Below are 14386 nucleotides of genomic sequence, written 5' to 3' on the forward strand. Positions count from 1 at the left end.
AATCAGACTCCTTGGGCGTTGGGCTGAGTCTCGGCCTGGCCCGCGGGCGTTCCGGAGGAACGACCGCTCCACCGGCTCCTCAGCCGTTGGTGCCAGACCGGATGCTTCCGGGGAGGAACGTGGTCGACGCCACCGAGCGACCACGGGTTGCAACGCAGAATGCGCCAGGCGGTCAGCGCCGTCCCTTTGACCGCGCCGTGTGCGTCGATGGCCTGGTAGCCGTAGTGCGAACACGACGGGTAGTACTTGCAGACCGGCCCGAGCATCGGGCTGATGGTCCACTGGTACAGCTTGATCAACCACAGCAGCGGGTATTTCATCGCGGCGCCCTCCCCTCGGCTTCGCCATGGGTGGCCCCACCCACCAGGCGCTGCAGCGCGGCGTCGAGGTCGCGGGCCAACTGGTGGTGGTCCGCCTCACCGGCACCGGGCAGCGCCCGTACCACAACCAGGCTACCTGCGGGGAGCAGGGGGAGCCGGTCACGCATCAGGTGACGCAGCCGCCGTTTCACCAGGTTGCGGACGACCGCGCCGCCGACAGCCTTGCTCACGACGAAACCCGCACGCGCCGGGGTAGCGTTCTCCCCAGACGCATGCGGGTCCGTGCCTCCTCGTATCGAGGAGGTGGCGCTTCGAAAATGGACAACAAGGTGGGGTCGCCCCGCCCTGCGTCCTCGGCGAACCGCGGTCGCAAAGTCCTCACGCCGCCTCAGCCGATTCTCGGAAGGCAGCACGGACCGGGCCTGTTCCGATCAGGCGGACAGGCGCGCGCGACCCTTGCCACGGCGAGTCGCGAGAATCGCACGGCCGGCACGGGTACGCATACGCAGCCGGAAGCCATGGGTCTTCGCGCGGCGACGGTTGTTCGGCTGGAAGGTGCGCTTGCTCACTCGGGGGCTCCAGAAATGAATCGGGTGATGGCGGGATATCGCCTGGCTGTCACCGTGCGCCCACGAGTAGCTCGCAATACGCCCGAGTGCACCGCTTCATGACCACAATTTCGTGATCTTTGCCCATCGGAGGCAGGCGGCAGCAGCCATCGACAACTCGACCTGGTCACGGTACGCGCGGCTACGCCATCCGGTCAAACCGGTGGCGTCCCGGTGATACGGAAAGCCGCTTCTTCATGGGCCAGGGTAGGGGACCCCGCTCCGGCATGGCACATTTGTACACACCCTGTGGACAACGACTTGAACCGCGCACGCCGCCCTGACTACCGTGGCCCAACTCCGTTTCCTTCCCGCCCGTCCCGAGAACCACACATTCGTGGGACCCGTCGGCGCCACCCCCCACCCAGCGAGTGAGAGAGCGTGCCCTGTGGCTGACGTACCTGCCGATCTTGCCGCAGTGTGGCCACGCGTGCTCGACCAGCTCCTCGGAGAGGGGCAGGGCATCGAAGCGAAGGACCAGCGCTGGCTCAAGGACTGCCAGCCCCTGGTCCTGGTCGCCGGCACCGCGGTGCTCGCCGTGCCCAACGAGTACGCCAAGGGTGTTCTCGAAGGCCGGCTCTCCCCGCTGATCAGCGACGCGCTGAGCCGCGAGTGCAACCAGACGGTCCGCCTGGCGATCACGGTGAGCGCGGCCGAGGAACCCCCCGCTCCGCAGATTCCGGACCTCCAGAGGCAGGAACCTCAGCGGCCGGACCCTCAGCGGCCGGAACTCCAGCGGTACGACGAGCCCCCGCGGCACCAGCCCCCGCACCAGGAGCCCGGCCGCGACGGCTACGACGGTTACGAGGGGTATGCCCCTCCTTACGGCCGGAGCTCCGAGCCGCTGCCGACCGCCCGCCCCGCGTACCCCGAGTACCAGCAGAGCCGCCCCGAACCGGGTGCCTGGCCGCGGGGCTCCGGTATGGGCGGCCACGCTCCGCGCGACGACTACGGCTGGCAGCAGCAGCGTCTCGGCGGCTTCCCCGAGCACGACCCGTACGCCTCGCCGCGCACCGCGCCGCAGCAGGACCGGCCCTACGACGGGCAGCAGGAGCGGGGTTACGAACCGCAGCAGGAGCGGCCGTACGAGCCGCTGCGCCGCGAGATCCCGGAGCAGGGGGGGCACGGCCGCTCCCACGGCGGGCCGCCCGCGCCCAGCGGTGCCCCGGGGCCGCTCGCCGCGCAGCCCGCGCCGGCCACCGGCCCCGGTGAGCCGACCGCCCGCCTGAACCCGAAGTACCTCTTCGACACCTTCGTCATCGGTGCCTCCAACCGCTTCGCGCACGCCGCGGCGGTGGCGGTCGCCGAGGCCCCGGCCAAGGCGTACAACCCGCTCTTCATCTACGGCGAGTCCGGCCTGGGCAAGACCCACCTGCTCCACGCGATCGGGCACTACGCGCGCAGCCTCTACCCCGGGACGCGGGTGCGGTACGTGAGCTCCGAGGAGTTCACCAACGAGTTCATCAACTCCATCCGCGACGGCAAGGCGGACGCGTTCCGCAAGCGGTACCGGGACATGGACATCCTGCTCGTCGACGACATCCAGTTCCTGGCGAGCAAGGAGTCGACGCAGGAGGAGTTCTTCCACACCTTCAACACGCTGCACAACGCCAACAAGCAGATCGTGCTCTCCTCGGACCGGCCGCCGAAGCAGCTGGTCACCCTGGAGGACCGGCTCCGGAACCGCTTCGAGTGGGGGCTGATCACCGACGTCCAGCCGCCCGAGCTGGAGACCCGGATCGCGATCCTCCGCAAGAAGGCGGTGCAGGAGCAGCTCAACGCACCGCCCGAGGTGCTGGAGTTCATCGCCTCCCGGATCTCGCGGAACATCCGTGAGCTGGAGGGCGCGCTGATCCGGGTCACGGCGTTCGCGAGCCTGAACCGGCAGCCGGTGGACCTGGGGCTCACCGAGATCGTGCTGAAGGATCTGATCCCCGGCGGCGAGGACGCGGCTCCCGAGATCACGGCCACGGCCATCATGGCCGAGACCGCGCAGTACTTCGGGCTGACCGTGGACGATCTCTGCGGCTCCTCCCGCAGCCGGGTGCTGGTGACCGCGCGGCAGATCGCCATGTACCTGTGCCGGGAGCTGACGGATCTGTCGCTGCCGAAGATCGGTGCGCAGTTCGGCGGCCGCGACCACACGACCGTGATGCACGCGGACCGGAAGATCCGCGCGCTGATGGCCGAGCGGCGCTCCATCTACAACCAGGTCACCGAGCTCACGAACCGCATCAAGAACGGCTGAGAACGGGCGCGTAAGCCGGTCCGAGCACACCTGAAGGGCGCCCCGGGGACGATTCCCCGGGGCGCCCTTCGTCGTCGGGGCGGCCAGGGCTGTTCGAATCCGTGCCCGGTCGGGCGGCTTCTCCACAAGACAGCGGCCCAGGCCCCTTCCACACCCTGGGGACTGGGGAGTTGTCCAGATCGCGTCCACAACCGGCTGCGGTGACAGAGCATCCTGGGAGGTCAGCGGGGTGTGGATTTGTGGTCAACCGGATTCCACAGACTGTGGATGACGAGAGTGCCCACAGCGGGCCCGCTCCGTTGTCCACCGGCCGCCCACAGGGAGAGGCCACTTGTGCACAGCCTTTCCACACCGTTGTCCACTGTTCGGCAACGCAACACCCGCTCTCACCGGGCCGAGTGAAAGGCGTCACACCAACGAGGCCGGTTGGGCTGGGGAGAACCTGGGTAAACCTGGGGACGCCGCTGGGGAGAACCGGGTGCAGGCTGTGCACCGCGTGTGCAGAACTTTCCCGCGTCCACAGACATGCCCGGTTGTCCACGGGCTGCGCCCACAGGGGCAGTGGACAAAATTTCAGCTCTGACCTGGGCAGACACGGTTATCCACGGTTTCCACAAGGCCTACTACTACGACCACGTAGATCTAGCGGGAAACTCCTCCGGAAACGGGTCCTGTGCACAACTCGGCCCCGGAGCGACCGGGACCCCTCGCAACGACTTGACCCCGAGCCGCACCGACTGTCCGTGGCGTGCGTCAGACTGGTCTCCGGCATCGGCGCTGCCTCCGGCCGGAGGATCCGGTGCCGACGACGAAGAAGGCCAGCAGGGCGAGTGAGCAACAGCAGGAGGCGGTTCCGGTGAAGATCCGGGTGGAACGCGATGTACTCGCGGAGGCGGTGGCCTGGGCAGCCCGCAGCCTCCCGGCCCGTCCGCCGGTGCCCGTCCTCGCGGGCCTGCTGCTGAAGGCGGAGGAGAGCTCCCTGAGCCTCTCCGGCTTCGACTACGAGGTGTCGGCCCGGGTCTCCGTCGACGCGGACGTGGAGGAGGACGGCACCGTCCTCGTCTCCGGCCGGCTGCTGGCCGACATCTGCCGCGCCCTTCCCAACCGGCCCGTGGAGATCTCCACGGACGGGGTGCGGGTGACCGTGGTCTGCGGTTCCTCCCGCTTCACCCTGCACACCCTGCCGGTGGAGGAGTACCCGGCGCTGCCGCAGATGCCGACCGCCACCGGCACCGTCCCCGGTGACGTCTTCGCCGCGGCCGCCGCCCAGGTCGCCATCGCCGCCGGCCGTGACGACACGCTGCCCGTGCTCACCGGTGTGCGGGTCGAGATCGAGGGCGACACCGTCACGCTGGCCGCCACCGACCGCTACCGTTTCGCCGTCCGCGAGTTCCTGTGGAAGCCCGAGACGCCGGACGTCTCCGCCGTCGCCCTGGTGCCCGCCAAGACGCTCCTCGACACCGCCAAGTCGCTGACCAGCGGTGACACCGTGAGCATCGCCCTGGCCGGCTCCGGCGCGGGCGAGGGCCTGATCGGCTTCGAGGGCGCCGGGCGCCGTACCACCACCCGGCTGCTCGAGGGCGACCTGCCGAAGTACCGGACGCTCTTCCCGACCGAGTTCAACTCGGTCGCGGTGATCGAGACCGCCCCGTTCGTGGACGCGGTCAAGCGTGTGGCGCTGGTCGCGGAGCGGAACACCCCGGTCCGGCTGAGCTTCGAGCAGGGTGTGCTGATCCTGGAAGCCGGCTCGAGCGACGACGCACAGGCTGTGGAGCGTGTCGACTGCCAGCTCGACGGCGACGACATCTCCATCGCCTTCAACCCGGGCTTCCTCCTCGAGGGCCTCAGCGCCATCGACTCCCCGGTGGCCCAGCTGTCCTTCACCACGTCCACCAAGCCGGCCCTGCTGAGCGGCAAGCCCGCCGTGGACGCCGAGGCGGACGACGCGTACAAGTACCTGATCATGCCGGTGCGGCTGAGCGGCTGAGCCACGGCTGTCGCCGGCCGCCACCGAGCCTCCCACCTGCCGAAACGTCACGGGCGTCGGTCGGTGCGGAGGCATCGCCCCGGGGCGGTCGGCTGAGCGGCCGAGCCCACAGGTGAGCACCGGTGACCGGGCGTAGGCTCGACCGCAGGTACGCAACGCTATGAAGGGGCACTGATGGAGCTCGGTCTGATCGGTCTCGGCAAAATGGGCGGCAACATGCGCGAGCGCATCCGCCAGGCAGGCCACACCGTCATCGGATACGACCGCAACCCGGACCTCGCGGATGTCCACAGCCTCGAGGAGCTGGTGGGCAAGCTCAAGGGCCCGCGGGTGGTGTGGGTCATGGTCCCGGCCGGAATCGCCACCCAGACCACCATCGACGAGCTGGCCGAGCTCCTCTCGCCCGGCGACGTCGTCGTCGACGGCGGGAACTCCCGCTGGACCGACGACGAGAAGCACGCGGAGCAGCTGGCCCACCGCGGCATCGGCTTCGTGGACTGCGGTGTCTCCGGCGGCGTCTGGGGCCTGGAGAACGGCTACGCCCTGATGTACGGCGGCGACGCCGAGGACGTGGCGAAGGTCCAGCCGGTCTTCGACGCCCTCAAGCCGGAGGGCGAGTTCGGCTCGGTGCACGCCGGCAAGGTCGGTGCCGGGCACTTCGCGAAGATGGTCCACAACGGCATCGAGTACGCGATGATGCAGGCCTACGCCGAGGGCTGGGAGCTGCTGGAGGCCGTCGACTCCGTCACCGACGTCCGCGAGGTCTTCCGCAGCTGGCAGGAGGGGACCGTCATCCGTTCCTGGCTGCTCGACCTGGCGGTCAACGCCCTGGACGAGGACGAGCACCTGCAGAAGCTGCGCGGCTACGCGGCGGACTCCGGTGAGGGCCGCTGGACCGTCGAGGCGGCCATCGACCACGCGGTGCCGCTGCCCGCGATCACGGCGTCGCTCTTCGCTCGCTTCGCGTCCCGTCAGGACGACTCCCCGCAGATGAAGATGATCGCCGCGCTGCGCAACCAGTTCGGCGGCCACGCGGTCGAGTCGGTCTGATCCGGGGCCGGGGAGGTCTCCCCGGCCGCCACCGTCACACAGCTCAAGGGAGGCCGGCGGCGTCCGCAGCCGCAGCGCGTCATGTACGTATCGCACCTGTCGCTCGCCGACTTCCGCTCGTACGCCCGGGTCGAGGTCCCGCTCGACCCGGGCGTCACGGCCTTCGTGGGCCCCAACGGGCAGGGCAAGACCAACCTGGTCGAGGCGGTCGGCTATCTCGCGACGCTGGGCAGCCACCGGGTGTCCTCGGACGCCCCGCTGGTGCGGGCCGGTGCCGAGCGGGCGATCCTCCGGGCGGCGGTCGTCCAGGACGACCGCCAGCAGCTGATCGAGCTGGAGCTGAACCCGGGCCGCGCGAACCGGGCCAGGATCAACCGGTCGTCGCAGGTCAGGCCGCGTGACGTGGTCGGCATCGTGCGCTCGGTCCTCTTCGCCCCGGAGGACCTGGCGCTGGTCAAGGGCGACCCGGGTGAGCGGCGCCGCTTCCTCGACGAGCTGATCACCGCCCGCTCGCCGCGGATGGCGGGCGTGCGCTCCGACTACGACCGGGTCCTCAAGCAGCGGAACACCCTGCTGAAGAGCGCGGCGATGGCCCGGCGGCACGGCGGGCGGTCGCTCGACCTGTCCACCCTCGACGTCTGGGACCAGCATCTGGCCCGGGCCGGTGCCGAGCTGCTGGCGCAGCGGCTGGACCTGATCACGGCCCTGCAGCCGCTCGCCGACAAGGCGTACGAGCAACTGGCACCCGGCGGCGGCCCGGTCGCGCTCGAGTACCGCGGCCCGGCCGGCGAGGGCGCGGCGGATGCGGGCACCCGGGAGGAGCTGTACCAGCTGCTGCTGGCCGCGCTCGGCGACGCCCGGAAGCAGGAGATCGAGCGCGGAGTGACGCTCGTCGGCCCGCACCGCGACGATCTGGTCCTCAAGCTCGGCCGGCTCCCGGCCAAGGGCTACGCGAGCCACGGCGAGTCCTGGTCGTACGCGCTCGCGCTGCGCCTGGCCTCGTACGACCTGCTGCGTGCCGAGAGCCCCGGCAGCGCGGATCCGTCCGTGCCGGAGGGGACGCGCCGGTCCGGTGAACCGGTGCTCGTCCTGGACGACGTCTTCGCGGAACTGGACGCCAGGCGCCGGGAGCGGCTCGCCGAGCTGGTGGCGCCGGGTGAGCAGGTGCTGGTCACCGCGGCGGTGGCGGAGGACGTGCCGGCGCTGCTGGCCGGGGCCCGCTACGCGGTGTCCGGCGGCACCGTCGAGAAGGTGGGCGCGTGATGGCGGAGTCCCGCCCCCCGGAGAAGTCCCCCGGAGCGGAGCCGTCGGGCGTCGATCTCGCCCGGGTCGCGCTGCGTGCGGCGAAGGAGCAGGCCAGGGCCCGTGGCGCGGCGGCGCAGCAGAAGAAGCAGGCGCGGCGCGGCGGGCTGCGGTCCGGTGCCCGCGCGGACGGCCGGGATCCGCTGCCGCTGGGCGCCGCGATCAACCGTCTGATCACCGAGCGCGGCTGGGAGGCTCCGGCCGCGGTCGGCGGGGTGATGGGCCGCTGGCCGCAGATGGTGGGCCCGGAGGTGGCGCAGCACTGCGAGCCGCAGCGGTACGACGAGGACGCGCGGGTGCTGACCGTGCAGTGCGACTCGACGGCCTGGGCGACGCAGCTCCGGCTGCTGGCCCCGCAGCTGGTGGCCCGCCTCAACGCGGACCTCGGGCAGGGCACCGTGAAAATGATCAAGGTGCTGGGCCCCGGCGGGCCGCCCCGTCGCTTCGGTCCGCTGCGCTCCCCGGGCAGCCGCGGACCGGGTGACACCTACGGGTGAGGCCCTTGGGACGGAGGGTCGCGGAAGAGGTGTCCCTCACCGTAGCGAAGGGTTGACACTCGGAAGCGCTGAGCGCCGCCGTGAGCCTCTTGGAGCCCTGGCCCGCATATGGGGAGTCGGCGGATGGAGGTTCAGGGCGGCACATGCGGACTCAGGCGCCCGCAAACCCCCATTCATGTCAGCGCTACCGGTAGACTAGAGAGCAATCCCGCCCACTCGCGGAACAAGTCGAACGACGCAGCCGCTCCTGCATGCCCCGGAGACGGCTTGTGCTGTGCCAGAAAGGGCGCTTCGTGGCCGATTCCGGCAACCCCAACGAGAACAACACCGCTTCCAGCCCCGACGGAGCCGTCGCGAGCTCCGGCGACGGGTCGGCGACCGGCAAGGCGTACGACGCCAGCGCCATCACGGTCCTCGAGGGTCTGGACGCGGTCCGTAAGCGACCCGGCATGTACATCGGCTCGACCGGTGAGCGGGGTCTGCACCACCTGGTGTACGAGGTCGTCGACAACTCCGTCGACGAGGCCCTGGCCGGGCACGCCGACACCATCGACGTGACGATCCTGCCGGACGGCGGCGTCCGCGTCGTGGACAACGGCCGCGGCATCCCCGTCGACATCGTTCCCTCCGAGGGGAAGCCGGCGGTCGAGGTCGTGCTGACGGTGCTGCACGCCGGCGGCAAGTTCGGCGGCGGCGGCTACGCGGTCTCCGGCGGTCTGCACGGCGTCGGTGTCTCCGTGGTGAACGCCCTGTCGAGCAAGGTCTCGGTCGAGGTCCGGCGGGACGGCTTCCGGTGGACCCAGGACTACAAGCTGGGTGTACCGACGGCCCCGCTGGCGAAGAACGAGCCGGTCGACATCACGGGCACCTCGGTCACCTTCTGGGCCGACCCGGACATCTTCGAGACCACCGACTACTCCTTCGAGACGCTGGCCCGGCGCTTCCAGGAGATGGCGTTCCTGAACAAGGGCCTCACCATCTCGCTGCGGGACGAGCGCCCCGACCACGTCGACGAGGAGGGCAACCCGCTCTCCGTCCGGTACTACTACGAGGGCGGCATCGTCGACTTCGTGAAGTACCTGAACTCCCGCAAGGGCGACCTGATCCACCCCACGGTGATCGACATCGACGCCGAGGACACGGAGCGGATGCTCTCGGTGGAGATCGCGATGCAGTGGAACTCGCAGTACAGCGAGGGTGTCTACAGCTTCGCCAACACCATCCACACCCACGAGGGCGGTACGCACGAGGAGGGCTTCCGCGCGGCGCTGACCGGTCTCATCAACCGCTACGCGCGCGACAAGAAGCTGCTGCGGGAGCGCGACGACAACCTCACCGGTGAGGACATCCGCGAGGGCCTGACCGCGATCATCTCGGTCAAGCTCGGTGAGCCGCAGTTCGAGGGGCAGACGAAGACGAAGCTGGGCAACACGGAGGCGAAGACCTTCGTCCAGAAGATCGTCCACGAGCATCTGACCGACTGGCTGGACCGCAACCCCAACGAGGCCGCGGACATCATCCGCAAGGGCATCCAGGCCGCCACGGCGCGGGTCGCCGCCCGCAAGGCGCGCGACCTGACCCGCCGGAAGGGGCTGCTGGAGAGCGCGTCGCTGCCGGGCAAGCTCAGCGACTGCCAGTCCAACGACCCGACGAAGTGCGAGATCTTCATCGTCGAGGGCGACTCCGCCGGCGGCTCGGCCAAGTCCGGCCGGAACCCGCAGTACCAGGCCATCCTGCCGATCCGCGGCAAGATCCTGAACGTCGAGAAGGCCCGCGTCGACAAGATCCTCCAGAACCAGGAGGTCCAGGCGCTGATCTCGGCCTTCGGCACCGGGGTCCACGAGGACTTCGACATCGACAAGCTCCGCTACCACAAGATCATTCTGATGGCGGACGCCGATGTGGACGGCCAGCACATCAACACCCTGCTGCTGACCTTCCTCTTCCGCTTCATGCGGCCGCTGGTCGAGGCGGGACACGTCTACCTCTCCCGCCCGCCGCTCTACAAGATCAAGTGGGGGCGTGACGACTTCGAGTACGCGTACTCGGACCGTGAGCGCAACGCCCTGATCGAGATGGGCCGGCGGAACGGCAAGCGCATCAAGGACGACTCCGTCCAGCGCTTCAAGGGTCTCGGTGAGATGAACGCGGAGGAGCTGCGCATCACCACGATGGACACCGACCACCGTGTCCTCGGCCAGGTCAGCCTGGACGACGCCGCCCAGGCCGACGACCTGTTCTCGGTGCTGATGGGTGAGGACGTCGAAGCGCGGCGCTCGTTCATCCAGCGCAACGCCAAGGACGTCCGCTTCCTCGACATCTGAGTCGGCCCGTTACGCCGCACCTCGAAAGGACTTCGACCAGCCATGGCCGACGACACCCCAGACACCCCCGATCTTCCCGAGACCGTCACGCCGGAGGGCCTGCCCGCCGCCATCGAGGGCGTGGGCATGCGCGTCGAGCCCGTCGGGCTCGAGACGGAGATGCAGCGCAGCTACCTCGACTACGCGATGTCCGTCATCGTGTCGCGAGCGCTGCCCGACGTCCGTGACGGCCTCAAGCCGGTGCACCGCCGCGTCCTGTACGCGATGTACGACGGCGGCTACCGGCCCGAGCGGGGCTTCTACAAGTGCGCCCGCGTCGTGGGCGACGTCATGGGTACCTACCACCCGCACGGCGACTCCTCGATCTACGACGCCCTGGTGCGCCTGGCGCAGACCTGGTCCATGCGCATGCCGCTGGTGGACTCCAACGGCAACTTCGGTTCCCCGGGCAACGACCCGGCGGCCGCCATGCGGTACACCGAGTGCAAGATGGCGCCGCTGTCCATGGAGATGCTCCGGGACATCGACGAGAACACCGTCGACTTCCAGGACAACTACGACGGCCGGAACCAGGAGCCGACGGTTCTGCCGGCCCGCTTCCCGAACCTGCTGATCAACGGCTCGGCCGGTATCGCCGTCGGTATGGCCACCAACATCCCGCCGCACAACCTGCGGGAGGTGGCGGCCGGTGCGCAGTGGGCGCTGGAGCACCCCGAGGCCACCCACGAGGAGCTGCTGGACGCCCTGATCGAGCGGATCAAGGGCCCGGATTTCCCGACCGGTGCGCTGGTCGTCGGCCGCAAGGGCATCGAGGAGGCGTACCGGACCGGGCGCGGCTCGATCACCATGCGCGCGGTGGTCGAGGTCGAGGAGATCCAGGGCCGGCAGTGCCTGGTCGTCACCGAGCTGCCGTACCAGGTGAACCCGGACAACCTCGCGCAGAAAATCGCCGACCTGGTGAAGGACGGCAGGATCGGCGGGATCGCGGACGTCCGGGACGAGACCTCGTCGCGGACGGGCCAGCGGCTGGTCATCGTGCTGCGCCGGGACGCCGTCGCCAAGGTGGTCCTCAACAACCTCTACAAGCACACCGACCTGCAGACGAACTTCGGCGCCAACATGCTGGCGCTGGTCGACGGTGTGCCGCGCACGCTCTCGCTGGACGCGTTCATCCGGCACTGGGTGACGCACCAGGTCGAGGTCATCGTCCGCCGCACCAAGTTCCGGCTGAAGAAGGCCGAGGAGCGGGCGCACATCCTGCGCGGTCTGCTCAAGGCGCTGGACGCCATCGACGAGGTCATCGCGCTGATCCGGCGCAGTGAGACGGTCGACGTCGCGCGCGGGGGCCTGATGGGCCTGCTGGAGATCGACGAGATCCAGGCCAACGCGATCCTGGAGATGCAGCTGCGCCGGCTGGCCGCCCTGGAGCGGCAGAAGATCGTGCAGGAGCACGACGAGCTGCAGACGAAGATCAACGAGTACAACGCGATCCTGGCCTCGCCGGAGCGGCAGCGGCAGATCATCAGCGAGGAGCTCGCCGCGATCGTCGACAAGTTCGGCGACGACCGGCGCAGCAAGCTGGTGCCGTTCGAGGGCGACATGTCCATCGAGGACCTGATCGCCGAGGAGGACATCGTCGTCACGATCACCCGTGGCGGCTATGTGAAGCGCACCAAGACCGAGGACTACCGGTCGCAGAAGCGCGGCGGCAAGGGCGTGCGCGGGACCAAGCTGAAGCAGGACGACATCGTCGACCACTTCTTCGTCTCGACCACCCACCACTGGCTGCTGTTCTTCACCAACAAGGGCCGGGTGTACCGGGCGAAGGCCTACGAGCTGCCGGATGCCGGCCGGGACGCCCGCGGGCAGCACGTGGCGAACCTGCTGGCCTTCCAGCCGGACGAGCAGATCGCCGAGATCCTGGCGATCCGGGACTACGAGGCCGTGCCGTACCTGGTGCTGGCCACCAAGTCCGGCCTGGTGAAGAAGACCCCGCTGAAGGACTACGACTCGCCCCGCTCGGGCGGCGTCATCGCGATCAACCTCCGGGAGATGGACGACGGCCGCGAGGACGAGCTGATCGGCGCGGAGCTGGTCTCCTCGGAGGACGATCTGCTGCTGGTCAGCAAGAAGGCGCAGTCGATCCGGTTCACGGCGACGGACGACGCGCTGCGCCCGATGGGGCGTGCCACCTCGGGCGTGAAGGGCATGAGTTTCCGCGAGGACGACGAACTGCTCTCGATGAATGTCGTCCGGCCGGGTACGTTCGTCTTCACCGCCACCGACGGCGGATACGCGAAGCGGACCGACGTCGACGACTACCGCGTCCAGGGTCGCGGTGGCCTCGGCATCAAGGCCGCCAAGATCGTGGAGGACCGGGGTTCGCTGGTCGGGGCGCTGGTGGTCGAGGAAAGCGACGAGATCCTCGCCATCACGCTCAGCGGCGGCGTGATCCGTACCCGGGTCAGCGAAGTCAGGGAAACGGGCCGTGACACCATGGGTGTCCAACTGATCAACCTGGGCAAGCGCGATGCCGTGGTCGGTATCGCCCGGAACGCCGAGGCCGGTCGCGTGGCTGAAGAGGTCGAGGAGATCGCCGACGCAGTCGAGGGCGCCGCGCCGGAGGCGGCCGAGGGCATCGAGGCCCCGGCTGACGAGCACGAGGAGTAAGTCGTGAGTAAAGCCACGGGCGCCGGTTCGGGCGGTCCGACAGCCGGGGAAAAAGCCTCCTCGGAGTCCGCGACCGCGTCGGACGGCGCCCGTGGTGCTTCCGCGGACGCCGCGGCGGCGTCCGTGCGGGACGGCGCCCGGGAGAAGAGCTCCCAGGGCGGCGGCACGACGACGGACACCCGCCCGCTCCGCGCCCAGCCGGAGACCGCCGCGCAGCCGGAGGCGGTGGCGCAGGCTCAGTCGGCACCGGACCGGTCCGGGAAGACCCAATCCGGGACGACGCAGTCCGGGAAGGTGCTCCCGCAGCCCGAGGCCAAGGCCGGGTCCGCGGCCGACCGGCCGTACCACCCGCCGCAGGCCTACCCCGCGCCGGCCGGTGAGGAGCAGGGCGCCGGGCAGGCATCGGTGCGGCGGCCCCGCACCGGCGCGGCGGCCCGTACCGCCCCGCGGATCCGCAAGGCGCGGCTGCGGGTGGCCAAGGCCGATCCGTGGTCGGTGATGAAGGTCAGCTTCCTGCTCTCGATCGCCCTGGGCATCTGCACGGTCGTGGCCGTCGCGGTGCTCTGGATGGTCATGGACGCGATGGGCGTCTTCACCACGGTCGGCAGCACGATCAGCGAGGCCACGGGCTCCGGCGAGGGCGGCGGCTTCGATCTGGCGTCGTTCCTGTCGCTGCCGCGGGTGCTGACGTTCACCTCGATCATCGCCGCCATCGACGTCGTGCTGGCCACGGCCCTGGCGACGCTGGGGGCGTTCATCTACAACCTGTCGGCGGGCTTCGTCGGCGGCGTGGAGCTGACGCTGGCGGAGGACGAGTAACCGATTTTGGGACTGCGCCCGACGTGCGCTAATCTTTCGGTGCAGCGCGGGGCTATAGCTCAGACGGTTAGAGCGCTTCCCTGATAAGGAAGAGGCCACAGGTTCAAGTCCTGTTAGCCCCACCGCGGTGATCAGGCCCGGACGGAGAATTCTCCGCCCGGGCCTGATTCGTCGGCGGGGTCGGGAAGTTGGCTCCGGTGTAGGTCACCGATCGGTATCGGTCGGTGTGTATAGTCGGGCGGCAGAGGTCCCCTACGTCAAAGAAAGACGAGGTCGCGCGGTGAAGAAGCTTCTCCTGGTCGCACTGGCCGCCATCGGCGGGCTCCTCGTGTACCGCCAGATCCAGGCGGATCGCGCCGAGCAGGATCTGTGGACGGAGGCGACCGACTCCGTGCCCGCAGGTTCGGGTGTGTGAGCTGACAAGTCCTGACAAGCCCCGGCTGCTGTGCAGCCGGGGCTTCGTGCTGTTGCGGGACCGTGGCGCATGACTCTTGATGTTTGCCCAAGCAAAGCAATACCTTGCAGGAGCAAAACTTCAAGAGGGTGTGGAGGGGACGTACG

The 14386-nt window shown here is 69.5% G+C and carries 12 protein-coding genes and 1 tRNA gene; 10 read left to right on the top strand and 3 right to left on the bottom strand.

Annotated features, from left to right (window positions below):
- Positions 1-2: 2 nt before the first annotated feature.
- Genes yidD through rpmH form a run of 3 tightly spaced genes read right to left on the bottom strand, consistent with a single transcriptional unit; the run spans position 3 to position 889 of the window.
- Positions 3-320, bottom strand: a complete 318-nt coding sequence (gene yidD / locus ABT112_RS13975) for a membrane protein insertion efficiency factor YidD (protein WP_351509087.1) — start codon at positions 318-320, stop codon at positions 3-5.
- Positions 317-733 carry a ribonuclease P protein component gene (rnpA, locus tag ABT112_RS13980; protein WP_351509089.1) on the bottom strand — a complete coding sequence of 139 codons (417 nt, stop codon included), beginning with the start codon at positions 731-733 and terminating at the stop codon, positions 317-319. The genes yidD and rnpA overlap by 4 nt, the downstream gene beginning before the upstream one ends.
- Positions 734-751: 18 nt before the next feature.
- The gene (gene rpmH, locus ABT112_RS13985) at positions 752-889 is read right to left on the bottom strand and encodes a 50S ribosomal protein L34 (RefSeq protein ID WP_030354375.1); all 138 of its coding nucleotides are present in this window, start codon (positions 887-889) and stop codon (positions 752-754) included.
- A 427-nt stretch (positions 890-1316) separates the two neighbouring features.
- On the opposite strand from rpmH, the gene dnaA reads away from it, so the two are divergent.
- From dnaA to ABT112_RS14035, 10 genes are all read left to right on the top strand, one after another.
- Complete coding sequence (gene dnaA / locus ABT112_RS13990) at positions 1317-3176, top strand: chromosomal replication initiator protein DnaA (protein ID WP_351509091.1); 1860 nt, start codon at positions 1317-1319, stop codon at positions 3174-3176.
- Positions 3177-4032: 856 nt separating this feature from the next.
- Positions 4033-5163 carry a DNA polymerase III subunit beta gene (gene dnaN / locus ABT112_RS13995; protein ID WP_351509155.1) on the top strand — a complete coding sequence of 377 codons (1131 nt, stop codon included), beginning with the start codon at positions 4033-4035 and terminating at the stop codon, positions 5161-5163.
- 174 nt (positions 5164-5337) lie between these two features.
- A complete protein-coding gene (gene gnd / locus ABT112_RS14000) occupies positions 5338-6213 on the top strand; it encodes a phosphogluconate dehydrogenase (NAD(+)-dependent, decarboxylating) (RefSeq protein WP_351509093.1) in 876 nt (291 codons plus the stop codon).
- 81 nt (positions 6214-6294) lie between these two features.
- On the top strand, positions 6295-7476 hold the full coding sequence (gene recF / locus ABT112_RS14005) for a DNA replication/repair protein RecF (RefSeq protein WP_351509094.1): 1182 nt from the start codon (positions 6295-6297) through the stop codon (positions 7474-7476).
- Positions 7476-8012: a DciA family protein gene (locus ABT112_RS14010; RefSeq protein WP_351509095.1), complete on the top strand. Its 537-nt coding sequence runs from the start codon at positions 7476-7478 to the stop codon at positions 8010-8012. Before recF ends, ABT112_RS14010 begins: the two co-directional genes overlap by 1 nt.
- 269 nt (positions 8013-8281) lie before the next feature.
- Positions 8282-10336 (top strand): DNA topoisomerase (ATP-hydrolyzing) subunit B, encoded by a 2055-nt coding sequence (gyrB, locus tag ABT112_RS14015; protein ID WP_351509097.1) that lies wholly within the window; start codon positions 8282-8284, stop codon positions 10334-10336.
- A 42-nt stretch (positions 10337-10378) separates the two neighbouring features.
- A complete protein-coding gene (gene gyrA, locus ABT112_RS14020) occupies positions 10379-13006 on the top strand; it encodes a DNA gyrase subunit A (RefSeq protein WP_351509099.1) in 2628 nt (875 codons plus the stop codon).
- Between the two features lie 3 nt (positions 13007-13009).
- Complete coding sequence (locus ABT112_RS14025) at positions 13010-13825, top strand: DUF3566 domain-containing protein (RefSeq protein WP_351509101.1); 816 nt, start codon at positions 13010-13012, stop codon at positions 13823-13825.
- A 48-nt stretch (positions 13826-13873) separates the two neighbouring features.
- A tRNA-Ile gene (locus ABT112_RS14030) sits at positions 13874-13947 on the top strand.
- A gap of 158 nt (positions 13948-14105) precedes the next feature.
- A complete protein-coding gene (locus ABT112_RS14035) occupies positions 14106-14240 on the top strand; it encodes a DLW-39 family protein (RefSeq protein ID WP_003958712.1) in 135 nt (44 codons plus the stop codon).
- The last annotated feature ends 146 nt before the right edge of the window (positions 14241-14386 follow it).

Source organism: Streptomyces sp. NPDC002055 (genome assembly GCF_040296705.1).
GTDB lineage: Bacteria > Actinomycetota > Actinomycetes > Streptomycetales > Streptomycetaceae > Streptomyces.

Bases quoted from the DNA above. Each gene is read 5' to 3' on its own strand.
- gnd (WP_351509093.1), top strand. From the start codon at position 5,338: ATGGAGCTCGGTCTGATCGGTCTCGGCAAAATGGGCGGCAACATGCGC.
- ABT112_RS14010 (WP_351509095.1), top strand. From the start codon at position 7,476: ATGGCGGAGTCCCGCCCCCCGGAGAAGTCCCCCGGAGCGGAGCCGTCG.
- recF (WP_351509094.1), top strand. From the start codon at position 6,295: ATGTACGTATCGCACCTGTCGCTCGCCGACTTCCGCTCGTACGCCCGG.
- gyrA (WP_351509099.1), top strand. From the start codon at position 10,379: ATGGCCGACGACACCCCAGACACCCCCGATCTTCCCGAGACCGTCACG.
- yidD (WP_351509087.1), bottom strand. From the start codon at position 320: ATGAAATACCCGCTGCTGTGGTTGATCAAGCTGTACCAGTGGACCATC.